We start from the raw sequence: 22,514 nt of genomic DNA on the forward strand, positions 1-22,514 counted from the left end.
CACAAACCTACCTTTCTATCGCTTAACAACGGTGATACCTATGTCAAGTCTTGGAGGACAACCAATCCTTATTCTGAAAGAGGGTAGCCAGCGTACCCGCGGTCGTGACGCACAGTCAGGCAACATCGCTGCCGCAAAGGCCGTCGCAAGCGCTGTACGGACAACGCTCGGCCCCAAGGGCATGGACAAGATGCTCGTCGACACCATCGGCGACGTCGTCATCACAAACGACGGTGTGACCATCTTAAAGGAGATGGATATCGAGCACCCCGCCGCGAAGATGATGGTCGAGATCGCAAAGACCCAGGACGACGAGGTCGGCGACGGCACCACGACCGCCGTGGTGATCGCAGGCGAACTCCTGAAGCGTGCCGAGGACCTCCTTGACCAGGACGTGCACCCCACGGTCATCGCCCACGGCTACCGGATGGCCGCCGATAAGGCGCAGGCTATTCTTGACGAGATCGCCGTCGACGTCAGGCCCGACGACATGGCGATGCTCAAGAAGCTTGCCGATACCGCGATGACCGGCAAGGGCGCCGAGGCTGCAAAGGAGAAACTCACCGAGCTCGTCGTCAGGGCGATCACGATGGTCGCCGACGCCGACGGCACCGTCGACACCGAGTTCGTCAAGGTCGAGAAGAAGGTCGGCGGGTCCATCGAGGACTCCGAGATCGTCGAGGGCATGATCGTCGATAAGGAGCGCGTCCACCCCGCGATGCCCCGCATCGTCAAGGATGCGAAGATCCTGCTCCTGAACGCCGCCGTCGAGTTCAAGAAGACCGAGGTCGACGCCGAGATCAGCATCACGAGCCCCGACCAGCTCCAGATGTTCCTCGACGAAGAGGAGCGGATGATCAAGGGCATCGTCGACAAGGTCATCGCGAGCGGCGCAAACGTCCTCTTCTGCCAGAAGGGCATCGACGACATCGCCCAGCATTACCTCGCAAAGGCCGGGATCTTTGCCGTCCGGCGTGTCAAGAAGAGCGACATGGAGAAACTCGCCCGCGCCACCAGCGGGGCTATCGTCAGCTCCATCGACGCCATCGCCCCCGAGGAACTCGGTAAGGCGGGCACCGTCGAGGAGAAGAAGGTCTCCGGTGAAGCGATGATCTTCGTGACCGGGTGCGAGAACCCGAAGGCCGTCTCGGTCATCATCCGCGGCGGCACCGAGCACGTCGTCGCCGAGCTCGACCGCGCCATCGAGGACGCTCTCAGGGTCGTCAGCGTGGCCGTCGAGGACAGGAAGTTCGTCGCCGGCGGCGGTGCGCCCGAGATCGAGCTCTCGCTCCGGCTCCGCGACTACGCTGCAACCGTCGGCGGACGCGCCCAGCTCGCCATCGAGGCGTTTGCAAATGCTCTTGAGATCATCCCGAGGACGCTTGCCGAGAACGCAGGCCTCGACCCGATCGACATGCTCGTCGCCCTCCGCGCATCCCACGAGAAGGGCGGCGCGAGCGGGAAGTACATGGGCCTCGACGTCTTCAACGCCGTCTCCGGGGATATGCTCAAGGCCGGCGTCGTCGAGCCCCTCCGGGTGAAGACCCAGGCGGTCTCCAGCGCCGCCGAGGCCGCCGTCATGATCCTCCGGATCGACGACGTCATCGCCGCATCCAAGTCTGCCGGACCTTCTCCTGAGGAGATGGCCGCTATGGGTGGCGGCATGGGCGGCATGGGCGGCATGCCCCCGATGTAAGATCACCGTACCGCCCCACGATACGATCCGGGGCCGTGTTTCGGCCCCGGCATTCTCTTTTTCCCGCTCCTCCCTGTGGTTTCGCCGGTGCGCCGCTTCTCCGGGTTCTTCCGGGAGAAATAACCGGTAAAATCCTTCCTATCGCAACAAAATCGTTCACGCTAAATACCTACAGGTATATACTCGTTTGTGAGAATGCTCCGTGCCCGGAGCGTGGAGTGTGTACCGGGATGGCGGTGAAGAGATCGGTGCGGCCGTCGCTCCCGTTCACGCTCTACCTCCTTCTCGCCGTCCTGCTCGCGATGGCCCCCGTCATCTACCTGATATCGTTTGCCGGGTACACCGGTGTCCGGCAGGAGCTGGAGGCGGACACCGAAGACCTCCGGGGCCAGACCGAGTACGGTACCGCCCTCACGATAAACCTGGTCGATGCCGGGCTGAGACTCTTTGACGACACCCTGAACCGCGAGATGCGGGAGGGGTTCGGTCCGTTTGTCGCGGAGTATGAACGGGCGGGAAGGGACCCGGGCGCCATGGACCTCTTCCGGGTCAAAGAGGAGCTCGGGGGCAGGATGGACCTTTATATCGTCAACGAGAGCGGCGTCATCGAGTACACCACCTATCCACCCGAGCTCGGGTACGACTTCAAGGAGATCCCTGCCTTCTACGACCGCATCACGGATATCCGGCTCAACGGCGCCTTCTCGGACGACAGGGTCGTCCCCGAGCTCGCCACCGGGGTGCTCCGGAAGTATGCCTACCTGCCTTCCCCCGACCGCCGCTACCTCTTCGAGCTCGGGCAAGCGGCGCCGGAGTTCTGGCAGCAGCGCGCGGCGCTGAACTGCGCGGATGCGGTCCGGGAGGTGGCGGACAACAACCCGTACGTCAGCGAGATCCGGATCTTCGACTGCCGGGGCGAACTGATCGCGGGCGCGGCGCATCCCGACGACGACCGCCGGCTGGCCATGGTCCGGCAGGCGTACCGGGAGAGGACCACGCTTGAAGTGGAGAACGCCACCACAGGCGAGCTGGTCCGGTACCTCTTCGTCGACAGGGCGGACAGCGTTTACGCGTCAGACATGAGCGTGGTCGTCGAGCTGACCTACACCACGAAGGTCGTCGAGGAGAAGATCGCGGGTATGTTTGCCCAGGCCGCCGGGATCCTGCTCATCGGGTTCTCTCTCATCGCCTGCCTCTCCGCCGTTGCCATGCACTCCCTGACGCGGCCGGTGCGCACCCTCGTCGAGGACGTCGACGCCATCGCCCGCGGCGACCTGGACCGCCCCATACGGGTGAGCGGGGACGAGGAGTTCGTCCGCCTTGGAGGGAGCGTGTCGGCAATGGTCGCATCCTTGAAAGAAACCCTGCAAAGGCTCCGGGATTCGGAGGAGGCGATCATCCGCCACAGCCATACCCTCGAGGACGAGGTCCGGGCACGGACGACCGCCCTCGAGGAGTCCAACCGGACGGCGTCGTTCCTGCTCGACATCATGGGCCACGACATCAACAACGCAAACAACGTCGCAAACCTCTACTCGGACCTCCTCCTCGCCGACCTTGAGGGGGAGCCTGAGGCGGAGCTCCTCCGGAAGGCAAAGGCGGGACTTACGAAGAGCATCGAGATCGTGCGCAACGTCAACACCATCCAGCATATCGAGGGGAGGCCCGGCGCCTTCAGGGCTATCGGCCTTGACAGGATCATCAGGAATGAGATTGAGTCTCTCCCCGGCTCCCGGATAACGTATACCGGCACCACGGCCGTCGTCCTCGCCGACGACCTCCTTCGTGAGGTCTTTTCGAACCTGCTCGGCAACGCTGCGAAGTTCGGCGGGCCGGACGTCGAGATCGCCGTCCGGGTCGAGGAGCACGGCGATGAGGTCACGGTCTCTGTCGAGGATACCGGGCCGGGTGTCCCCGACGCCGTAAAACCGCGGCTCTTCAACCGGCTGGCCCGGGGAACCGGCGGGGTCGCGGGGACCGGGCTCGGCCTCTACATCTGCCGGACGCTTATTGCGCGGTACGGCGGGAGGATATGGGTGGAGGACCGGCCGGGGTGCGGCACGGCCATCCGGTTCACCCTCCGGAAGGCTGGAGAGGGGGACAGTCCATGACGGCGACGGGCGGCGGCGGGAGGCGGCGTCGCCGTTTTGGCACACACCTGCTGCTCATCATGATCCTGATCACGCTCCCCGTGATCGGGCTGATCTCGGTCCTGGACTGCCGGGAGGTCGAGGAGGCCATGACCGCCGGGGATGCCCTGCTCCGGGAGCAGACGGGGGAGAGCATTGTCCAGTCGCTGCGTCTCACGGATGCGGGGCTGAAACTCTTCGACGGCACGCTGGACTCCCGGATGGCGGAGGGGTTCGGTCCGGTCCTCGCCGAGTACGAGCGCGCCGGGAGAGACCCGGGCGCCATGGACCTCGCCCGGGTCCGGGAGGAACTCGGGGGGGAGATGGACATCTACATCATCAACGAATCAGGCGTCGTCGAGTACACCACCTACCCCCCGGACTTCGGCCTCGACTTCCGGAAACTTCCCTCCTTTTACGACAGAATAACGGAGATCCGGCTCGGCGATGCGTTCGTGGCGGATCGCGTCGTGGCGGAGTCGGCAAGCGGGGTATTGCGGAAGTATGCCTACCTGCCCTCTCCCGACCACCGCTACCTCTTCGAGCTCGGGCTCGCCTGCAATGCGACCGAAGCCGGTCATTACGCCCCGGACTACCAGGCCCTGGGGGAAGACCTGATGCGGTTGAACCCCACGCTCAAAGAGGTCCGGATCTACGACTGCTACGGGCGGTTCATCAACGTGACCAGGTTGGAAGGCCCGGTCGTGCCCACGTCGGTGGACCCGGTCGCCGTTGCGATCTTTGAAGAGAGGGAAGACAGGACGATGGTGGACGGGGCTGCCGGGACCATCACCCGGTATATCTTCGTCGACCTCTCCGATCCCGGCAACCCCTCGGACACGAGCCTGGTCGTCGGGCTGATCTACACCACCGCTTCCCTCGACGCCCGGATCGCGGAGGTGCGGTTCAGCCACGCCGTTATCGTTCTCTTCGCGAGTCTTGCCGCCTGCTGCATCGCGGTCCCGGTCTCGCGGCGGATCACCCGGCCGGTGCAGGAGATCGTCGACGACGTCGACCGGATCGCCGGCGGGGATCTCGACCACCGGATCCGGGTCTCCACGGGGACCGAGTTTGCCCGCCTCTCGGAGAGCATCGGTATCATGGTCGACTCTCTCAAAGAGAACATCCGGCGCCTCCGTGAGTCGGAGGAGGCTGTACGGCAGTACGATGCCCGGCTCGAGGACCTGGTCAGGGAGCGGACGGCCGAACTTGAGGAGTCCGGCCAGACGGTGAACCTCTTCCTGGATATCATGGTTCACGACATCAACAACGCAAACACCATCGCCATCGGGTATACGCAGCTCCTGATCGACGTGCTCGAGGGTGAGCGGCAGGAGATAGCGCAAAAGATGCTCTCAGGTATCGAGCAGAGTTCGTCGATCATCGGGCGCGTCGCCACCCTCCGGAAGGCCCGGGAGGTCGGGGCGGCGCTGGTGCGCGTGGACCTCGACCGGGTGATACGGGCGCAGGTGGCCGGCCATCTTGCGGCCCGGGTCCGGTACGAGGGCCGCCCGGTCGACGTCCTCGCGGACGACCTCCTCCCCGAGGTCTTTTTGAACCTGCTCGGCAACGCTGCGAAGTTCGGCGGGCCGGACGTCGAGATCACCATCCGGGTCGCGGAGCACGGCGATGAGGTCACGGTCTCTGTCGAGGATACCGGGCCCGGCATTCCCGATGCGGTGAAGAAGGGCCTCTTCGGCCGTTTCTGGAAAGGGGAGGGGTCACCTGCCGGGGCCGGTCTCGGGCTCTACATCTGCCGGACACTCGTCGAGCGTTATGAGGGGAGGATCTGGGCGGAGGACCGGGTGAAGGGCCGGCCGGAGTGCGGCACGGTCATCCGGTTCACCCTCCGGAAGGCCGGGTGAGGTCCGCTCTCCTCACCCGACGATCTCCTGCACCCGCCCGACCTCTCCATCCCGGAGCCGGACCTTGATCCCGTGGGGGTGGAACGACGAGTTCGTCAGGATCTCGGCGACAACGCCCCGGGTGCGTTTCCCGGTCCGCTGGTCGCGTTTGAGCACGATATCCACCGTCATACCGGGGCGGATGGCGGCACGGTTCTGTCCGTTCATACGAAACGAGGGCGGCGGGGTTACTCCTCGCTGCCGTCCTGCCCGGGTTCTCCCCCGTTTGGTCCCACAACAGCGGTCTTCATCTGCGGGAAGAGGAGCACCTCCTTGATCGAGTCCTTCCCCGTGAGGAGCATCACCAGGCGGTCGATCCCGATCCCGACGCCGCCCGTCGGGGGCATACCGTAGCCGAGCGCGTTGATGAAGTCGTAGTCGATCATCTGCGCCTCAAGGTCGCCCCGGCGGCGCCTGGCGTCCTGGAGTTCGAGCCGGGCCTTCTGGTCGAGGGGGTCGTTTAACTCCGAGAAGCCGTTCGCCATCTCCATCCCGGCGATGAAGAGCTCGAACCGCTCCGTCATCCCCTCCTTCGTCCGGTGCTTCTTTGCAAGCGGCGAGTTCTCGATGGGGAAGTCGTAGACGAACGTCGGCTGGATGAGCTGCTTCTCGCCGAAGTGCTCGAAGAAGAGGACCAGGTACTCGCCCCGGGTCGTGGCGCTCTCGCAGCCCTCGACACCGTGCTCCCGGGCGAACGCGCGGAGTTCCTCGACGGTGTGAGCCCGGACGTCGATGCCGCCATACTCCTGCACCGCCTCCTCCATCGAGAGGCGGCGCCAGGGGCGGGTGAAGTCCAGGTCGTGCCCCGCAAACGGGAGCGTGGTTCTCCCGTGCACCTTCTCTGCGAGGTAGGAGAGGATCTCCTCGGTGAGGTCCATCATGTCGTTGTAGTCCCGGTAGGCCTCGTAGATCTCGACCATCGAGAACTCGGGGTTGTGGTTGGTGTCGATGTCCTCGTTCCTGAAGTTCTTCGCGATCTCAAAGACCTTCTCGAAACCGCCGACGACAAGGCGCTTGAGGTAGAGTTCCGGCGCAATCCGGAGGTAGAGCTTCTGGTCGAGGGCGTTGTGGTGGGTGGTGAACGGCCGGGCGTTCGCGCCGCCGTAGACCGGTTGCAGGGTCGGCGTCTCGAACTCCAGGTAGTCCCGCTCGAAGAGGAACTGCCGCAGGAGCGATATGATCCTGCTCCGGGTCCGGAACGTCTCGCGGCTCTCCTCGTTCATGATCAGGTCGAGGTAGCGCTGCCGGTAGCGGGTCTCGACGTTCTTGAGGCCGTGGAACTTCTCCGGGAGGGGGCAGACCGATTTTGCGAGGAGCTCGAACCGGTCGACCCAGATGGTGATCTCCCCCATCTTCGTCCGGAAGACGTGGCCGACGACGCCGATGATGTCCCCGGCGTCGACGTACTGCCGGAAGAGGTCGAACTGCTCATCGCCGAGGTCGTTTTTGCGGAGGTAGAGCTGTATCCTGCCGTCCGCGTCCCCCATGTCCGCAAAGATCGTCTTGCCGTGCTCGCGGACAACATAGATCCTGCCCGCGGTGCTGACTTCTTCAGCGCTCTTCTCGTGCCCAATCCCGGAGAACCGTTCCTTGATCTCTCCGACGGTATCCCTGCGCTCAAAGGTGTAGGGGTATACCGTCACCCCGCGCTCGCGCAGATCCTGTAGTTTATCGATCTTTGTTGGGTCAAAACAGAGATGATCCATATCGCTCATTGTGTAAACAGCTCCATTCGTCCTCGCGCCCGCCCCTGCACTCCAGAACCGGGTTCGCCGCTTTTCCGGGGAGACGGGGCTGCAATCTCATTGATAAATCCTACATATACTTCCGCTCCGGTGCTATTAACCTTTGAGGGAGGGTGGACCGGGACGGCGTAAGCGCCCGGGGTGCGGCCCGGACCCCGTCGCAGGCCGTCCCCTGTGGCGTCACGCGCACGTGGGGGGACCGGTTGTTCCCGATCTATCCGGCCGGTGGACCCCTCCGGGTCCGCCGGCTATCGGCGGCAAAACGCAATGCATAAGAAGGTTATACGAGTTATCGTCAATAGTGTGGGCATGGCGCAGGAGACGGGAAGGGAGGTGGCGATAGAGCGGCTCGCCGCCGTCATCGGCGAGTGCCGGAAGTGCCCGCTCTGGGAGAACTCCCATCACGCGGTCCCCGGGGAAGGTGACGCCCGGGCCGGCCTCATGCTGATCGGCGAGGCGCCGGGAAAACAGGAAGACCTCACCGGGCGGCCGTTTGTAGGGCGGGCGGGGAAGTTCCTTGAGGGTCTCCTTGCAGGGATCGGTCTTTCACGGGACGAGGTCTTCATCGCGAACATCGTGAAGCACCGGCCGCCCGAGAACCGCGACCCGAGAGACGAGGAGGTCCGGGCCTGCACCCCGTATCTTGAAGAGCAGATCCGCATCGTCAGGCCGCGGGTGATCGTGATGCTGGGCCGGCACTCGAGCAGGCACATCCTCTCCCTCCTCCCCGTCGCGTTCGACCGGATCACGGAGGTCCGGGGGACCGTCTACCCCTGCTCCCTCTTCGGCCACCCGGTCCGCCTCATTCCCACCCTCCACCCCGCCGCCGCGCTCTACAACCCGGCGTACCGGGAGGCCCTGGAAGAGGACTTCCGGGTCGTCGGGCGCGAGCTTGCAGGGGCCGGAGGACCTGCAGAACAGGACTGAACGGTTATGGCAAGAGAGAAGTCGTACGGGGCGGTCGTCGTCCGGCGGGACAGGGAACTCCAGTACCTCATCCTGCAGTACGGGGCCGGGCACTGGGACCTCGTAAAGGGGCACGGCAAGCGCGGCGAGAGCGAGAAGGAGACGGTACTCCGTGAACTGGAGGAGGAGACCGGGATCACCCGGGCCACATTCATCCCCGGGTTCCGGGAGGAGATCTCCTACTTCTTCCAGCGCCGGGGGCGCACGGTCTACAAGGAGGTCGTCTACTACCTGATCGAGACCCCGGAAGCGGCGGTGACGCTCTCGGACGAGCATGTCGGCTACCAGTGGCTCCCCTACGACGAGGCCGTCCGGGCGATCACCTTCGGGAACTCAAAAAGGATCGTCAGCGAGGCGCACGAGCACCTTATGGCGCTGCAAACTCAGGAGAGCGGGTGACCGCGAAGGTCCTGTCCATCCTCACTGTTTCCTGTCTTCCGGGAGCTCGCTCACCTCCCTCCCGAGGAAGTAACTCACGACGGTCCTGATCGCGACGAGCGACCCGAGGATGATCAGGTCCTGGGACGTCGGCTCGAGGATCGTCTTCAAGACGTCGGCAGCGACGAAGAACTCAAGGCCGATCAGGATGCGCGTGGTGAACGACCACCGGATGTCGTGGTAACTCTTCTCTCGTATGCGCGTCTCCCGCGCGAGGAGCTCGATGATCGCGATCACCGCCCCGTAGACGATGAAGAGCCCCCCGAACGTCCCGATGACCAGCCCGGCGACCCTGATGAACGTTTCGAGCACCATGCCCGGCGGGTGTATCGGCAGCGGATGAACTTATAGGTATCAGCCTTCGCTAAATCTCTTAGGAAGCCCCTCCGCAGGTCAAACCATCAACCATCCCCCTTCGCGGTTCTTCGCGCGAGGCTCTCTCGTTATCCACACCCGTTAGTTCGCGCGAAGCCGCGGAAGGACGCGAAGTCCGGTACCCGGGGTACCGCTAACTCTTCGTTGCGAGACCTTACCCTCACCTACCCTGGCATTTTTCTCACCTGCTATCCAGACCGCAGCAGATATTCTGCTCCCGTCCCCACTCCGGGGGCAGCACCCGGAGCACCACGGCTCAGTAACTCCCCGTAAGGAAGCCTCCGCCCCAGCAGGGCAGTGCGTGGTGATAACCAATAGGAAGCCGTGCACGGGTCTTCTCCAGAGTCTCCCCATGCTTCTGGCAAGAGGCCGCCAACAACGCAGATGGTACATGTTTTGTAAACGACGAAATTGTAGGCGGAGCTCCGAAAGGGTTCGCAAAGTGAGCGCTAACTCTTCGTTGCGGTGTTGCGCGGGACCGCATCGTTTGACACCGGGCGCCCAAATGAGCGAAGTACCAGGTAGGGCGGGCGCGAGACCGGCTGCCGGCGCCCGCGCGGATCGGCGATGTGGATAACCGGTTCGCGTGAAGGGGGCCGCTCCCCGTCACGCCGGCCCGGGGCGTCTCAGCCGGCGCTCTCCGGCGCGAGGGGGACGACGACGCGAAACCCGTTGTATCGCTCGACGGTCACGGCGACACCGTAGACCGCCTCGATGGTCTCGGGCGTCACCACCCCGGGTCCCCCCGCGGCGTGGATGACGCCTTCTTTTAAGAAGATGAACCGGTCGGCGTAGCGGAGCGCCATGTTCAGGTCGTGCATCGTCATCACCGCCGCGACGTCGTGATCGGTCACCACGCTTCTCACGATCCCGAGGATATCGAGCTGGTTTTTGAGGTCGAGGCTGCTCGTCGGTTCGTCGAGGAGGAGCACCCGCGGCTCCTGCACGAGCGCCCGGGCGATGCTCACCTTCTGGAGTTCGCCGCCGCTCATCTCGTCGATATACCTTAGCGACAGGTCCTCGAGGCTGAGCATCCGGATCGCCGCCTCGACGATCCGGAGGTCCGCCTCCGTGACGTTCCACCGGATATGCGGCCGCCGGCCGAGGAGGATGGCGTCGAACGCGGTCAATCTGCCCGCTTCGCACCGTTGCGGCACATAGCCCATCTTCCGCGCAATCTCTGTCCGGTCTGCCCTGAGAAGGTCGGTCTCGTCGACGAGGACGGACCCGGCCTTCGGCTGCAGGATGGCGTTCATGCACTTCAAGAGCGTCGTCTTCCCGACACCGTTCGGCCCGAGGATCGCGAGGATCTGGTGGGGGGAGAGGCCGAACGTGATCTCCCGGATGACCGGGGCGCTCCGGTAGGTGAATGCCACACCGTCGACCTCGAGGATCATCGCCGGTACCCCCGGAGAAGCAGGTAGATGAAGACCGGTGCGCCGAGAAACGCCGTGAGCACGGCGACCGGGAGGACGTAGGGCGCGACGATGACCCGGGCGACGGTGTCTGAGGCGAGGAGGAGGATCCCGCCCGCCACGCAGGAGCCCGGGACCAGGTAGCGCTGGTCGTCGCCGATGAGCCTCCTCACCATGTGCGGGCAGACGAGCCCCACGAACCCGATGACCCCGAGGAACGAGACGATGACGGCGGAGACGAGCGCCGCGACGACCATACCGATGTTCCGCACCGCTTCGACGCTGACCCCGAGCCCTTTTGCCGTCTCGTCGCCGGCGTCGATCGCGTTGTAGTTCCAGCGGTTCGCGATGAAGAAGATGCTCGCCCCCGCGACGACGAGGGTCATGATCCCGAGTTCCTGCCAGCTGGCCCGGCTGACGTCGCCGAAGGTCCAGAAGATGACCGCAGCGAGCTGGGTGTCGCTCGCGAAGTACTGGAGGAACATCGTCCCCGCCGTGAAGAGGGAGGAGAGGGCGACGCCGGCGAGCACCATCACCTCCGGTGACGCCCCGCGGACCCGGGAGATGATCAGGATCACGGCCGTCGCAAGGAGGCAGAAGATGAACGCCACGACCGTCGTCAGGCAGGGATTGTTCAGGGTGACGGCGTCGGCAACCGTCGAGTGCATCTGTCCGGTGCCGAGGAGGATGACCGAGACGGCCGCCCCGAATGCACCGGCGTTCGATATGCCGAGCGTAAACGGCGACCCGAGCGGGTTACGGAGGATCGACTGCATGGCGACCCCCGCCACCGAGAGCCCGACCCCGGCGACGATCGCGGCAAGCGCCTGCGGGAGGCGGATGTTCCAGACGATCCGGTCGGTGCTCGACATGCTGAGGGTGGTGCCGGGGTGAAGGAGCGCCGCGATCCGGTCGATGGTGCCGTTCACGATGGAGAGGAAGACGTCGTACGGGGGGACGCCGGCCGCACCGACCGAGATGGATACCACGAGGAGGATGAAGAGGAGGACGATCCCCGAAAGGATCCAGAGGTGCTTCTTGCGCACGTACCCGAGGTATTCCCGGGGAATGGTCCCGTCTGCAAAGTGCATCTCTTCCTGCCCTCCTGATTATCTCATGTCTTACAGCGGGATCGCGGTGAACCCGAGATCGTTGTACTGGCTGTTCAGGTCGCTAAAGACCGGTTTGCCGAGGAAGAAGGTGTAGATCTCGTCTGCCTTCTTTACCGGGTCGACGTCGGCGAACCGGTCGGGGTAGAGGGTCTTCCCGATGAAGTAGGCGTCGGCAAGCACGGTCTCGTAGTTCGTGCTGTAGAAGTTGTACGGGAGGACGCCGTAGACCCGGCCTTCCTTCGCTGCGGAGAGGCCCGCGAGCGCCGCATCGTTCTTCAACTCGCCGATCGCCCCGTCGCCCTCCATCTGGAGGGTCCCGGCGTCGATGAAGATGTAATCGGGGTTCCAGTCGACGAGCGCCTCTTTCGCGACATCGGCGTGGGCCGTGCCGAGGCCGGCTGCGACGTTCTTCGCGTGTACCCAGGAAAACGGCGGGTAGGCCGGTTCAGTGGAGATGATCCCGTGGGCGCCTGCCGAGGAGACGCCGCCGACGTAGACCCTCTTCTGGTCGGTCTCGGGGATATCGGCGGTCCGGCGCTCAAGGTCGGCCATCGTCGCATCGATGTAGGCGATCACTTCTTCGGCCCGGTCCTCTCTCCCGAGGACCTGGCCCATCGTGCGGAGGCCGCCGTACATCTCGGCCTTCTCGGCGTCGTTTCTGAGCGAGCCGTACGGGAAGGCCACGACCGGGATGCCCGTCTTTGCCTCGAGTTTGTCGGCCTCTGCGGCGCTCGTCCCGTATGCCGTCCCGCTCGAACCCGTCTTGAAGATGAGATCGGGGCCCACGCCGATGATCTTCTCGGGGTCGTCTTTGCCCCTGAACTCGCCGATCAGCGGGAGCCCTTTGAACTGCGGCCCGTAGGCGAGGGCGTAGGGGCGGCCTTCTATCGCCTGCTCCTTCTTCTCGATGTCATCGACACCGACGGCGAGATCCTGGCCCTGCAGGTAGACGAGGTAGCGCAGGCACCCTGAGCCGGAGCAGACGACGCTCTGTGGGGCGGACGGGACGGTGACGCTCCGGCCGAACCCGTCGGTGATCGTGGCCTCCTCGCCGGCAGCGTTCCCGCTGACGGTTGAACCGGTGCCGGTGCATCCGGCAGCGACCATGAGCAGTACGAGAGCCGCGAGCACCGCGGCCGTGAGCAATCGGGTGTATCTGAAAGGCATCATACTACTAACTGTAAGTGTAGCATTAATTAATATATCTGATGAAAGGATATCCACCTTGTGCGAAGGAATATCGTTTCGCGTTACCTCTGCGGACATCGAAGAATATTCCTCAGAACGTTCCTGCCGGCGGCCCTGGAACCCCCTGCAGGCCCGAATACCTCTCTTCCGGAGCCGGTCTGCACGGCCTTTGCCATTCTCCCGGTGGGGAGAGGCCGGCCCCGTTTCCCCCCGGCCGGATAACTATTATGCCGGGTGACCGGAATACCTCAGGGAAAGAGAGCGCCTGTCGTGCAACCCCTGCATGACCGTTCTCAGAGCGAGGAATGCAGATGCCGGAACGAATGTTAACCGAATCGGAAGGGTATAGCCTGCTAGCGGCATGCGGGATACCCGTGCCGTCCCACCAGGTGGTCACCAGCGCCGGCGAGGCACGGGCGGCCGCCGGGCGGATAGGCTATCCGGTCGTCATGAAGGTCGTCTCACCGGAGATCATCCACAAAAGCGACGTCGGCGGCGTCGTCACCGCGATCGAGGGGCCGGACGCCGCCGAGGAGGCGTTCCGGACGATCATGGAAAACAGCGCCGCCCGTGCCCCGGAAGCGGCGATCGCCGGTATCATCGTGGAGAAGCAGGTGCCCGGGGGGCTTGAGGTGCTGATCGGGGGGAAGACCGACCCCTCGTTTGGGAAGGTCATCACGTTCGGGCTTGGCGGGAAGCTCGTGGAACTCCTCGAGGACGTCGCCATCCGTGTCCTGCCCGTCACCGACGACGATATCCGGGCGATGATCCGGGAGATCGAGGGCTACCGGCTCATCAGGGGATACCGCGGGGAGCCCCCGAAGGACGAGGAGGCGCTCGTCCGGATCATCGCGACGGTGGCCCGCCAGTTCGCCGAGAACCCGCAGATCCGGGAGTTCGACCTCAACCCGGTCATCCTCTACGAGAGAGGAGCGAGCGTCGTCGACGCGAGGATCATCGTCGGGGATACCGCGGGGGGCGAGGCTGCCCGGATCAGCGTCCGGGCGCCCCCGGAGACCTTCTACCCCCGGTCCATCGCCGTGATCGGCGCGTCCGCGAGCCCGAACAAGGTCGGCTACTCCGTCCTCCGGAACCTGCTCTCCTTCCCGGGGAACCTCTACCCGGTCAACCCGGCCCGGAAAGAACTCTTCGGGCGGACGGCCTACCCCTCGGTGAAGGATGTCCCCGGCCCGGTCGACTGGGCGGTCATCGCCGTGCCGGCCCCGCTCGTCCCGGGGGTGGTGGAGGAGTGCGGGGAGAAAGGCGTCCGGCTCGCCATCATCGTCACCGCCGGGTTCCGCGAGATCGGCGGCGCCGGCGCGGCCCTCGAGGAGAAGGTCGTCGAGATCGCGCGCCGGCACTCCGTCCGGATCATCGGCCCGAACTGCCTCGGGGTCATGATGCCCCACCAGGGGATCAACGCCACGTTCGACCCGGTCTCACCGAAACCCGGGGACGTGGCCTTCATCTCCCAGAGCGGCGCGATCATCACCACCGTCGTCGACTGGAGCCTCCCGGAGGAGTTCGGGTTCTCAAGCGTCATCAGCGTCGGCAACCAGGCAGACCTCGGGTTCGAGCATTACCTCCGGTTCGCCGAACAGGACCCGACGACCCGGTCGGTCACCCTCTACGTCGAGGAGATCCAGGACGGGCGCGGTTTTGCGCAGATCGTGCGCGAGGTCGCCGGGAGGAAACCGGTGGTGGCGGTGAAGTCCGGGTCGTCGCGGAAAGGCAGGGCTGCGGCCTCATCCCACACCGGTTCGCTTGCCGGGAGTTACGACGTCTACGTCGCGGCGTTCCGGCAGGCGGGGGTGATCCCGGCCCGGACCCTCCGCGACGCCTTCAATCTCGCCGAGCTCCTGGCAAGCGAGGGCTACCCGCAGGGGAACCGCGCGATCGCCGTCACCAGCGCGGGAGGGTTTGCGGTTCTCGCCTCCGACTACGCCGAGGCGCACGGGGTCGATATGGTCGACCTCCCCGACGACGTGCTCCGTGAACTCAACGCGTTCCTCCCCCCGTTCTGGAACCACGCAAACCCGATGGACATCATCGGGGACGCCGACGCCGCCCGGTTCGCCGCCCTCTTCGATGTGCTGATCCGGCACCAGGACTTCTGGGACATCGCGTTCGTCATCGCCGTCCCGACGACGCTCGCCGACCCGGCGCACGTTGCAAACGAGATCGTCCGGTTCTCCCGGAATACGGAGAAGATGGTGGTGGGCTGCATGCTCGGCGGCGACAGCATCAGGAGCGGGCTGCGTATCCTGCGGAGTTGCCGGATCCCGAACTTCTCGGAGCTTGAGGACGCGTTCAAGGCCGTGGGGAACATCCTCTCGGTCAGGACCGCACGGTCGGGCGGGTCGTCCCGCCTCCCCGCGCCCGACCGGTGCCCGGGCGGCGAGCGGTAGCGCCCGCACTCCCGTAAACCTTTTATATACTCCCTCCGCATCCCGGCACATCAAAAAGGGTCCTGCCACCCGGGAGATGCATACGGATGCTGTTTGAGAAGATAAAGTCCGATATCCTCGCCCACAATTCATACATGATCGGAGCGGGCGGGGAGGCGGCGGTCATCGATCCGAGGCGCGACTGCCGGGTCTACACGACCGTCGCCGGGCACCTGGATATGAAGATCACGACGATCTTTGAGACGCACAAGAACGAGGATTACATCAGCGGCTCCCGGGAACTCGCCCGTCCGACCGGGGCGGAGATCCTGCACGGGGCGCGGGAGGAGTTCGGGTTCGGCACCCCCGTGCGGGAAGGGGAGACGTTCGAACTCGGGCCGCTCGAGGTCGAGGTCCTGGAGACGCCCGGCCACACCGTCGAGAGCATATCGCTTCTTGTGCGTGACCGGTCGGTCTCCGACGACCCCCTGATGGTCTTTACCGGCGATGCGCTCTTTGCGGGCGAAGTCGGGAGGACGGACCTTGCCGGCGAGGACCGGCGGCGCGAGATGTCGGAGATGCTGTACGAAAGCCTGCACGAGACGCTCCTCCCGCTCCCCGACGGCGTGATCGTCTGCCCGGCTCATGGCGCCGGTTCGGTCTGCGGCGGGAAGATCAGCGACCGGGAGTACACGTCCATCGGTTTTGAGCGGGCGGCGAACCGGCTCCTCTCCCTGGGGAGGGAGGAGTTCGTCGAGTACAAGGTGAACGAGCGGCTCTACGAGCCGCCGTATTTTGCCCGGATGCGGGACCTCAACAGGGCCGGCCCGCCCCTGATCTACAACCTGCCGCACCTGCGGCCCTATACGGCCCGCGAGCTCCGCTCTCTCCTCGACCAGAAGGCGCAGGTCGTCGATATCCGGTCGCCGACGGGGTTCGCCGGCGGGCATATCCCGGGAACCATCAACATCTGGCGCAACGGCCTCCCGCTCTACATGGGCTACTACTTGAACTACGAAGACCCGATCGTCCTCGTCGACGACTTTGACCTCTCAATGGGCCACGTGGTGCGCCATTTCGTGCGGCTCGGCTACGACAACATCGCGGGATACCTTGCCGGCGGATTCGCGGCCTGGTTCGAGCAGGGCGAGCGGATCGCGCGGACCGGGACCTGGTCGCCCTCCGACCTCGCGGAGCGCCTCGACGACCCGTCGATCTACATCCTTGATGTCCGCACGATCGGGCACCGGGAGGAGTCGGGCCACATCCGGGGCTCCCACCACATCTACGTCGGCAACCTCGAGGAGCGGATCGCGGAGATCCCGGAGGACCGGCAGATCGTCGTCCACTGCGATGCCGGGTTCAAGGGGAGCCTTGCGGCAAGCATCCTCGAGAGGCACGGGTTCCGGCACGTCGCGAACCTGCTCGGCGGCACCATCGGGTGGGAGGCGGCAAACTACCCGCTGGTCAGGGATTGATCTCTTCCGGGAGGGGGTGAGTGGGGGATCTCCTCCTTCCGGGCCGTGGAGGGGGAGAATGGGTGCGGTCAGGGGAGCCGGACGACGGCCCGGTTCTCCGTCAGGTTGTTCTCCTGCGATACCGGCTCCCCTGAGAACGTGACGAGATCGCCGAACTCCGACCACAACCGCGTCACCGGGTAATCGGGCCGGGAGGCTCTCTCCTCTGCAAGGGTCTGGTTGACGGTGCCGATCACGTCAAACGACCGGTACACGTGGGGATAGCCCTCGGCCCCGAGGAAGGAGGGCGTATCCGTCACGACCTGGAAGTGGAGGTGCGGGAGATCGGAGTTCCCGCTGTTGCCCATCAGGCCGAGGACCTGCCCCTCCGCGACGGCATCGCCGACTCCGGCCCGGATCGAGCCGGGGGCCATATGGGCGTAGCAGGCGTATTTTTGGTCCCCGATATCGACGATGACGTAGTTGCCGGCTGCGGTTGCGATGGTGGCCTGCCGGGGGGAGTAGATGGTCTCAAGGTCGGGGAGGCCGTCCAGGACGTCCACCACCGTCCCGTTCGCGGCCGCGTAGATCTCTCTTCCGTACCCGAGGAAGTTCTTTGCGAGCGTCGCGTTCCCGGCGGCCGCCTGCCCGGTGACCGGGTCTACGTATATCCAGTCCTGTGCGTACCGCTGGGGGACGCGGGTCACCCCGTTCATCGTGATCTGGGCAAGAAAATGGTGGGTCACGGGCGCCGTGGTCTCGATCGCCGTCCAGCCCGGACCGCGTACCGGTGAGCCGATGACCACCGGCGCAAGGTCTTTGCGCACCGTGACGTTGCCGCCGGTGAACGTGGCCGGCGCGAGCCCGCTCCCGTTCAGGGTGAGCCGGTGGACGAGCCGGTCCGGCACGGCGTCCGGGCTGACCCCAAACCAGAGCGAGATCCGCGGGACGGGTAGTTTTCCGGTACCGTTCTCGAGCTCCGCCGCGGTCGGGGGCGGGTCTGCGGCCGGGTGGTAGAGTGCGGCGAGCAGTTCCCCGTCGAGCGTCCAGAGTATCTTCCCCGTGTCGGGATCGATGACCTCGACCTTCTCCGGGACGAACGTCCGGTTTTCTGACGGGGAGAGTTCAAGTTCGTACGCGAGGTTGACGCCGCCCTCGCTGGCGACCGGGATGGGCGGGAATGGGACGGTCACGTTCACCGGCGGGGCCGCAGGTTCCGTTGCGGTCTGTATACATCCGGCGGCGAGGATCGCCGCCGTCACGGTGAAGAGGATGAGGATCTGGAGGATGCGGGACATGATAACAGCATTTGAACAGTTGCTGCACGGGGCAATAAACCGGGAGGGTTTTGATTGCGGTAGTGGGCCTCCTGTGATGTTGCGGCAGTATCGCGCTTCCCGATTCACTGAATCTCTCACCGCGAGCGCTAAAACTGGAAATTTCGCGGAATAACAGTGTGCCCGGTGGGGTTTGAACCCACGACCGCCCGGTTATGGGCCGGAAATAGCCCCGATTGACGAAAGGAGCGATATTTACTAAGATGGAAAAACGGGGGAGGTTTAGCGGGAGATACAGGCATATCCGGCAAAACGGATGCCGGAGAGCAGTTTGTTGTCTTAAACCTTGATGATGCAGTGGATTATGTCACGCATGGATTGAAGCGTTCACTCCCATCTGTTACTAGGTTCTTTCTGGCACAGTATGCCACATCTCCGGAAGGAAGAAGCCTCAGTCTTCTATGGCATCCTCCGGAGTACTGCCGTCGGTTCTCCGTTGCTGCACCCTTTGCGCGCCTATGATCGGGTTCCGGGGCCGCAACCGCACACTCTATCGTTACTGTTTCGGAGGTCACAGGCCACCTCAAGGGTATCTACACCCTCCGAACCGTTAAATCAGTAACCGTGCGGTGTGAAAGTGATCCTCGCCCAAAACTATATCTTTCCAGATACAGACATCATCATGTATGCCGACGAAGACGGTAGTCGAGCGGAAGAAGGCAACCTCGAAGACCACGCCTAAAAGGACCCTTACTCAGGCTGAAATCCAAGCCAGTATCGATAGACTGGATGCAGACATGGAGAGAGCGGGGAAAGGTCGGAAATATACTCATGCTGAGATAAAAAAGAAATATGGGTTATAAATCGATGTGCGGGTACATCTGGTGTGCCTCCTCGAAACCCACGATCAGATGAATTTGAGCAAATCTGTTCCCTTTCGCCCCCATAACCTTGTAAAACACGGTGTATTTCATCTGAACATGTAACCGGTGAGTGTTCTCCTTCCCTTTCAGTTTCTTCTTGTTGCATAGTCCGATCCGGTCGAAGAGGTGTTCACCCAAGCAAAACTCTATCTTCTGGATGATTTTTGCTAAATACTCGCCATCTCTGCGCTCAATTGCATCAAGATGTTTTTCCGCCGTCTCTGTGTATACGATCTCGTATTTCGTCATACATCCCTCAGACCTCGACGCCCCGCGCACGCAGCGCGGCGATCACACCCCACTCTGCAGACTCAGACATGGGGATACGCTCCTCCCTGGCGAGGAGGTAGACGTTCTCACGGATGTAGACGGAAGTCTGTTGAAAGACCTCTCCCTTTGCGTTGATTCGTTTCATAGCCGATACATGGCAAGTGCAACCACTTAACAAGAGGGTGTCAAAAAACCGCCCCGCCCGACTGTGGCGCCCTCTCTTTAAGTCCCCTCACGCGGAGATACTGCTATCCGTATATGTCTGGACATGTCCGGACATGTCTGGACAGGAGAATAGGAAATGAAAAACGGAGAAAAAGCAAAAAAACCGTAATCCATCGAATTAGGAGAAGATTGCACACAACGGTATCGCCAGAGACTTACGAGTATCTGAAGGAAACGGCCCTAAATGCAGGCCAATTACTTGATAGAGCAATTTCTGAACTTAGAAAAGTAACACCACATAATCTCGTCCTCATTTCCCAATCGGGGCAAGAATTACCATGGGCCCGGAGGGATTTGAACCCACGACCGCCCGGTTATGAGCCGGGCGCTCTGACCGGACTAAGCTACGGGCCCGGAAACAAGCGTCCTGATCCACGAAATCCGGGAACGGCGCGGGTTGCTGCAGTTCCCTGGCTCCGTGCAGATCATGGTGCATATAAACATCCCCTCTCGATCGATAAATACGTTGTGCGGTCCCCGGGTTTACACCTCCCTTACCCCCGGGTCGGCCTCCCGGATGACCCCGAGGACCTCCCGCGCCTTCTCGTGCATCAGCCCCTCCGTGTCCGCCTCGAGGTTCAGCCGCACCACCGGCTCGGTGTGGGAACGGCGGATGTTGAACCACCACGCCGGATACCCCACCGTCAGCCCGTCGAGATGGTCGAGGCCCGCGTCCCGGTAGCGCGCCGCAAGCGCTGCAAAGACCTGCTCCGGGTCGCTCACCCGGAGGTTGACCTCCCCGGTCGAGGGGTAGCGGTCCAGCGGCCGGATGAGTTCGGAGAGCGGGCGGCCGCTCGCGGCGAGGATGTTTGCGACCATGACCATCGTCACGAGCCCGTTGTCCGTAAACCCCATATCCCGGTAGTAGTAGTGCCCGGAGAGTTCCCCGGCAAAGAGGGCGTTCTCCTCCCGCATCCGGGCCTTGATGAAGGCGTGGCCCACCCTTGAGCGGACGCCCCGCCCCCCGGCCCGCTCGATCGCTTCCACGACGGCCCTGCTCGACCGCAGGTCGTAGAGGATCGTCGCCCCCGGCACCTCGCCGAGCAGGTAGTCCGCGATGAGCCCGGTCACCAGGTCCTCCCGGACGCGCTCTCCCCGCTCGTCGATGAGCCCGCACCGGTCGGCATCGCCGTCGAACGCCACTCCGAGGTCCGCGCCCTCCGCGACCACCCGGCTCTGGAGTTCCCGGGTGGTATCGGGGTCGAGCGGGTTTGCGTGGTGGTGGGGGAACCGGCCGTCAGGCTCAAGATAGAGCGGTGAAAGACGCCACGCCGGGACCCGCTCAAAGAGCCGGGGCACCTCCGGCCCGGCCATGCCGTTCCCCGCGTCCACGACGATCGTGAGCGGCCGGGGATTGCGGACAAACCCGGCCACCTTCCCGATGTAGGCATCAAGCATATCGACCCGGCGGCGGGACCCGGGGGCGCGGGCGACCGGCTCCTCCCCGACCATCGCCTCAAGGCGCGGCAGCCCCCGGTCCCCGGAGAGCGGCACCGCGTCTTTTCGCGCAAGTTTGAGCCCGTTCATCTCTCCCGGGAGGTGGGAGGCCGTCACCATCGCGCCGCCGTCAAACCCCCCCGCGATGATGGCGTAGTTGAGGAGCGGGGTGCTCACCTCGCCGGCGTCGGCGACATCCGCCCCGGCCTCGATCACGCCTTCGGCGAACGCCCGGGCAAGCGACCCCGACGAGAGCCGCATGTCCCGCCCGACGACGACCCGCTCCGCGGAAAGGAGCCGGACGAAGGCGTTCCCGATCCGCCGTGCCTCCGCTTCATCGAGTTCGTCCGGGTAGCGCCCCCGGATGTCGTAGGCCCGGAAGATCCCGGCCATGCTCACGCCTCCCCCCGGAGCGGCGAGATCGCCCGGAGCCGCTCGATCACCCCGGGCAGGACCGAGAGGACGTAGTCGACGTCCTCGTCCGTGTTCCGGGAGCCGAGGGTGAGCCGGAGCGAACCGTGGGCGTGTTCGGGCGGAAGGCCGCAGGCGGTGAGGACGTGCGAGGGCTCAAGCGACGCGGAGGTGCAGGCGCTCCCCGTCGACGCCGCAACCCCGAGGGCGTCGAGCGACAGGAGGATCGACTCCCCCTCGACGTAGCGGAACGAGATGTTGGCGTTGTTTGCGAGCCGTTCCATCGGGTGGCCGTTCAGCCGGGTATCCGGGATCCCGTCGAGGATCCCCCGGATCAGCCGGTCCCGCATCGCGGCGAGCCGGGTGGGGTTCTGCGGCATCCCCCCGACCGCAAGGTCGATCGCCCGGCCGAGCCCCACGATGCCGGGCACGTTCTCGGTCCCGGCCCGGCGGCCCCGCTCCTGCGCCCCGCCGTCCATGAACGTCCCGACCCGGGTCCCCCGCCGGACGTAGAGGGCTCCCGCCCCCTTCGGGCCGCCGAACTTGTGGGCGGAGATGGCGAGAAGGTCCGCCCCCATGGCGTCGACGTCCACCGGGTATGCTCCGATCGCCTGGACCGCGTCGGTATGGAACGGGACGCCGTGGTCGTGCGCGATCCGGCCGATTGCCGCGATCGGCTGGATCGTCCCGATCTCGTTGTTTGCGGCCATCACCGAGACGAGGACCGTCTTATTGGTGATCGCCTCCCCGACCCTCTCGGGGTCCACCCGGCCGTACCCGTCGACCGGGAGGTAGGTGACCCGGTAGCCCTGCTTCTCGAGCGCCCGGCAGGGGTGGAGGACCGCGTGGTGCTCGATCGCGGAGGTGACGATGTGGTCACCCTTCTTCCTGCTCGCCGCCACCACCCCCTTGACCGCCCAGTTGTCGGCCTCCGTGCCCCCTGAGGTGAAGAATATCTCCTCCGGCCGGGCCCCGATCGCCGCCGCCACCCGTCTCCGCGCCTCCTCCACCGCCTCCTTCGCCTCCCGGGCGAGGGCGTAGAGCGAGGAGGGGTTCCCGAACCGCTCCGAGAAGTAGGGGAGCATCGCGCGGGCGACCTCCGGCCGCACCGGCGTCGTCGCCGCATGGTCCATGTAGACCGTTCGCCTCTGCTCCATTC

At 64.5% G+C, this 22,514-nt stretch carries 19 protein-coding genes and 1 tRNA gene; 8 read left to right on the forward strand and 12 right to left on the reverse strand.

Features of this window, described 5'->3' with window-relative positions; all coding sequences use genetic code 11:
* Nucleotides 1-40: 40 nt before the first annotated feature.
* From thsA to QZ408_RS04775, 3 genes are all read left to right on the forward strand, one after another.
* Nucleotides 41-1,696: a thermosome subunit alpha gene (gene thsA / locus QZ408_RS04765; protein ID WP_292490065.1), complete on the forward strand. Its 1,656-nt coding sequence runs from the start codon at nucleotides 41-43 to the stop codon at nucleotides 1,694-1,696.
* Between the two features lie 230 nt (nucleotides 1,697-1,926).
* Entirely contained in the window at nucleotides 1,927-3,807 is a 1,881-nt protein-coding gene (locus tag QZ408_RS04770; RefSeq protein WP_292490066.1) for a HAMP domain-containing sensor histidine kinase, read from the forward strand.
* Nucleotides 3,804-5,690: a HAMP domain-containing sensor histidine kinase gene (locus QZ408_RS04775; protein WP_292490067.1), complete on the forward strand. Its 1,887-nt coding sequence runs from the start codon at nucleotides 3,804-3,806 to the stop codon at nucleotides 5,688-5,690. The genes QZ408_RS04770 and QZ408_RS04775 overlap by 4 nt, the downstream gene beginning before the upstream one ends.
* 12 nt (nucleotides 5,691-5,702) lie before the next feature.
* Here QZ408_RS04775 and QZ408_RS04780 read toward each other — a convergent pair whose 3' ends face one another.
* Nucleotides 5,703-5,897: a YwbE family protein gene (locus QZ408_RS04780; RefSeq protein ID WP_292490068.1), complete on the reverse strand. Its 195-nt coding sequence runs from the start codon at nucleotides 5,895-5,897 to the stop codon at nucleotides 5,703-5,705.
* A 20-nt stretch (nucleotides 5,898-5,917) separates the two neighbouring features.
* Complete coding sequence (gene lysS, locus QZ408_RS04785; protein WP_292490069.1) at nucleotides 5,918-7,444, reverse strand: lysine--tRNA ligase; 1,527 nt, start codon at nucleotides 7,442-7,444, stop codon at nucleotides 5,918-5,920.
* Nucleotides 7,445-7,783: 339 nt separating this feature from the next.
* On the opposite strand from lysS, the gene udg reads away from it, so the two are divergent.
* Together udg and QZ408_RS04795 are read left to right on the forward strand one after the other, a co-directional pair.
* Entirely contained in the window at nucleotides 7,784-8,401 is a 618-nt protein-coding gene (gene udg / locus QZ408_RS04790) for a type-4 uracil-DNA glycosylase (protein ID WP_292490070.1), read from the forward strand.
* A gap of 6 nt (nucleotides 8,402-8,407) precedes the next feature.
* Nucleotides 8,408-8,839, forward strand: a complete 432-nt coding sequence (locus QZ408_RS04795; protein WP_292490071.1) for an NUDIX domain-containing protein — start codon at nucleotides 8,408-8,410, stop codon at nucleotides 8,837-8,839.
* Nucleotides 8,840-8,860: 21 nt separating this feature from the next.
* Here the strand turns inward: QZ408_RS04795 and QZ408_RS04800 are convergent, their stop codons facing one another.
* The 4 genes from QZ408_RS04800 to QZ408_RS04815 form a co-directional block, all read right to left on the reverse strand.
* Nucleotides 8,861-9,193 (reverse strand): DUF1622 domain-containing protein, encoded by a 333-nt coding sequence (locus QZ408_RS04800; RefSeq protein ID WP_292490072.1) that lies wholly within the window; start codon nucleotides 9,191-9,193, stop codon nucleotides 8,861-8,863.
* Nucleotides 9,194-9,879: 686 nt separating this feature from the next.
* The gene (locus QZ408_RS04805; RefSeq protein ID WP_292490073.1) at nucleotides 9,880-10,650 is read right to left on the reverse strand and encodes an ABC transporter ATP-binding protein; all 771 of its coding nucleotides are present in this window, start codon (nucleotides 10,648-10,650) and stop codon (nucleotides 9,880-9,882) included.
* Nucleotides 10,647-11,759: an iron ABC transporter permease gene (locus QZ408_RS04810; protein ID WP_292490074.1), complete on the reverse strand. Its 1,113-nt coding sequence runs from the start codon at nucleotides 11,757-11,759 to the stop codon at nucleotides 10,647-10,649. Before QZ408_RS04810 ends, QZ408_RS04805 begins: the two co-directional genes overlap by 4 nt.
* Nucleotides 11,760-11,789: 30 nt before the next feature.
* A complete protein-coding gene (locus QZ408_RS04815) occupies nucleotides 11,790-12,950 on the reverse strand; it encodes an iron ABC transporter substrate-binding protein (RefSeq protein ID WP_292490075.1) in 1,161 nt (386 codons plus the stop codon).
* 329 nt (nucleotides 12,951-13,279) lie between these two features.
* Here QZ408_RS04815 and QZ408_RS04820 point away from each other — a divergent pair, with 329 nt between their 5' ends.
* The gene (locus QZ408_RS04820) at nucleotides 13,280-15,376 is read left to right on the forward strand and encodes an acetate--CoA ligase family protein (protein WP_292490076.1); all 2,097 of its coding nucleotides are present in this window, start codon (nucleotides 13,280-13,282) and stop codon (nucleotides 15,374-15,376) included.
* 86 nt (nucleotides 15,377-15,462) lie between these two features.
* A complete protein-coding gene (locus QZ408_RS04825) occupies nucleotides 15,463-16,833 on the forward strand; it encodes an MBL fold metallo-hydrolase (protein ID WP_292490077.1) in 1,371 nt (456 codons plus the stop codon).
* A 68-nt stretch (nucleotides 16,834-16,901) separates the two neighbouring features.
* Here the strand turns inward: QZ408_RS04825 and QZ408_RS04830 are convergent, their stop codons facing one another.
* On the reverse strand, nucleotides 16,902-18,110 hold the full coding sequence (locus tag QZ408_RS04830; RefSeq protein ID WP_292490078.1) for a M23 family metallopeptidase: 1,209 nt from the start codon (nucleotides 18,108-18,110) through the stop codon (nucleotides 16,902-16,904).
* A 665-nt stretch (nucleotides 18,111-18,775) separates the two neighbouring features.
* On the opposite strand from QZ408_RS04830, the gene QZ408_RS04835 reads away from it, so the two are divergent.
* On the forward strand, nucleotides 18,776-18,952 hold the full coding sequence (locus QZ408_RS04835) for a hypothetical protein (RefSeq protein WP_292490079.1): 177 nt from the start codon (nucleotides 18,776-18,778) through the stop codon (nucleotides 18,950-18,952).
* Here the strand turns inward: QZ408_RS04835 and QZ408_RS04840 are convergent.
* The 5 genes from QZ408_RS04840 to nifS form a co-directional block, all read right to left on the reverse strand.
* Nucleotides 18,947-19,261: a hypothetical protein gene (locus tag QZ408_RS04840; RefSeq protein ID WP_292490080.1), complete on the reverse strand. Its 315-nt coding sequence runs from the start codon at nucleotides 19,259-19,261 to the stop codon at nucleotides 18,947-18,949. The two genes, QZ408_RS04835 and QZ408_RS04840, sit on opposite strands and share 6 nt — an antisense overlap.
* 7 nt (nucleotides 19,262-19,268) lie before the next feature.
* Nucleotides 19,269-19,427 carry a hypothetical protein gene (locus QZ408_RS04845; protein WP_292490081.1) on the reverse strand — a complete coding sequence of 53 codons (159 nt, stop codon included), beginning with the start codon at nucleotides 19,425-19,427 and terminating at the stop codon, nucleotides 19,269-19,271.
* A gap of 359 nt (nucleotides 19,428-19,786) precedes the next feature.
* Nucleotides 19,787-19,861: transfer RNA gene (locus QZ408_RS04850), tRNA-Ile, on the reverse strand.
* Nucleotides 19,862-19,990: 129 nt separating this feature from the next.
* Nucleotides 19,991-21,337: a phosphomannomutase/phosphoglucomutase gene (locus QZ408_RS04855; protein WP_292490082.1), complete on the reverse strand. Its 1,347-nt coding sequence runs from the start codon at nucleotides 21,335-21,337 to the stop codon at nucleotides 19,991-19,993.
* 2 nt (nucleotides 21,338-21,339) lie between these two features.
* On the reverse strand, nucleotides 21,340-22,512 hold the full coding sequence (nifS, locus tag QZ408_RS04860) for a cysteine desulfurase NifS (RefSeq protein WP_292490083.1): 1,173 nt from the start codon (nucleotides 22,510-22,512) through the stop codon (nucleotides 21,340-21,342).
* Nucleotides 22,513-22,514: the final 2 nt, after the last annotated feature.

It is taken from the genome of Methanoculleus sp. 10 (assembly GCF_913757945.1).
Taxonomy (GTDB): domain Archaea; phylum Halobacteriota; class Methanomicrobia; order Methanomicrobiales; family Methanoculleaceae; genus Methanoculleus.

What these genes read in the sequence shown, in the direction of transcription:
- QZ408_RS04770 (WP_292490066.1), top strand. Translation starts at nt 1,927, where the DNA reads ATGGCGGTGAAGAGATCGGTGCGGCCGTCGCTCCCGTTCACGCTCTAC.
- QZ408_RS04825 (WP_292490077.1), top strand. Translation starts at nt 15,463, where the DNA reads ATGCTGTTTGAGAAGATAAAGTCCGATATCCTCGCCCACAATTCATAC.
- QZ408_RS04815 (WP_292490075.1), bottom strand. Translation starts at nt 12,950, where the DNA reads ATGATGCCTTTCAGATACACCCGATTGCTCACGGCCGCGGTGCTCGCG.
- QZ408_RS04805 (WP_292490073.1), bottom strand. Translation starts at nt 10,650, where the DNA reads ATGATCCTCGAGGTCGACGGTGTGGCATTCACCTACCGGAGCGCCCCG.
- QZ408_RS04810 (WP_292490074.1), bottom strand. Translation starts at nt 11,759, where the DNA reads ATGCACTTTGCAGACGGGACCATTCCCCGGGAATACCTCGGGTACGTG.
- QZ408_RS04820 (WP_292490076.1), top strand. Translation starts at nt 13,280, where the DNA reads ATGCCGGAACGAATGTTAACCGAATCGGAAGGGTATAGCCTGCTAGCG.
- QZ408_RS04835 (WP_292490079.1), top strand. Translation starts at nt 18,776, where the DNA reads ATGCCGACGAAGACGGTAGTCGAGCGGAAGAAGGCAACCTCGAAGACC.
- QZ408_RS04800 (WP_292490072.1), bottom strand. Translation starts at nt 9,193, where the DNA reads ATGGTGCTCGAAACGTTCATCAGGGTCGCCGGGCTGGTCATCGGGACG.
- QZ408_RS04775 (WP_292490067.1), top strand. Translation starts at nt 3,804, where the DNA reads ATGACGGCGACGGGCGGCGGCGGGAGGCGGCGTCGCCGTTTTGGCACA.
- nifS (WP_292490083.1), bottom strand. Translation starts at nt 22,512, where the DNA reads ATGGAGCAGAGGCGAACGGTCTACATGGACCATGCGGCGACGACGCCG.
- thsA (WP_292490065.1), top strand. Translation starts at nt 41, where the DNA reads ATGTCAAGTCTTGGAGGACAACCAATCCTTATTCTGAAAGAGGGTAGC.
- QZ408_RS04845 (WP_292490081.1), bottom strand. Translation starts at nt 19,427, where the DNA reads ATGAAACGAATCAACGCAAAGGGAGAGGTCTTTCAACAGACTTCCGTC.
- QZ408_RS04840 (WP_292490080.1), bottom strand. Translation starts at nt 19,261, where the DNA reads ATGACGAAATACGAGATCGTATACACAGAGACGGCGGAAAAACATCTT.
- QZ408_RS04780 (WP_292490068.1), bottom strand. Translation starts at nt 5,897, where the DNA reads ATGAACGGACAGAACCGTGCCGCCATCCGCCCCGGTATGACGGTGGAT.
- QZ408_RS04830 (WP_292490078.1), bottom strand. Translation starts at nt 18,110, where the DNA reads ATGTCCCGCATCCTCCAGATCCTCATCCTCTTCACCGTGACGGCGGCG.
- udg (WP_292490070.1), top strand. Translation starts at nt 7,784, where the DNA reads ATGGCGCAGGAGACGGGAAGGGAGGTGGCGATAGAGCGGCTCGCCGCC.
- QZ408_RS04795 (WP_292490071.1), top strand. Translation starts at nt 8,408, where the DNA reads ATGGCAAGAGAGAAGTCGTACGGGGCGGTCGTCGTCCGGCGGGACAGG.
- QZ408_RS04855 (WP_292490082.1), bottom strand. Translation starts at nt 21,337, where the DNA reads ATGGCCGGGATCTTCCGGGCCTACGACATCCGGGGGCGCTACCCGGAC.
- lysS (WP_292490069.1), bottom strand. Translation starts at nt 7,444, where the DNA reads ATGAGCGATATGGATCATCTCTGTTTTGACCCAACAAAGATCGATAAA.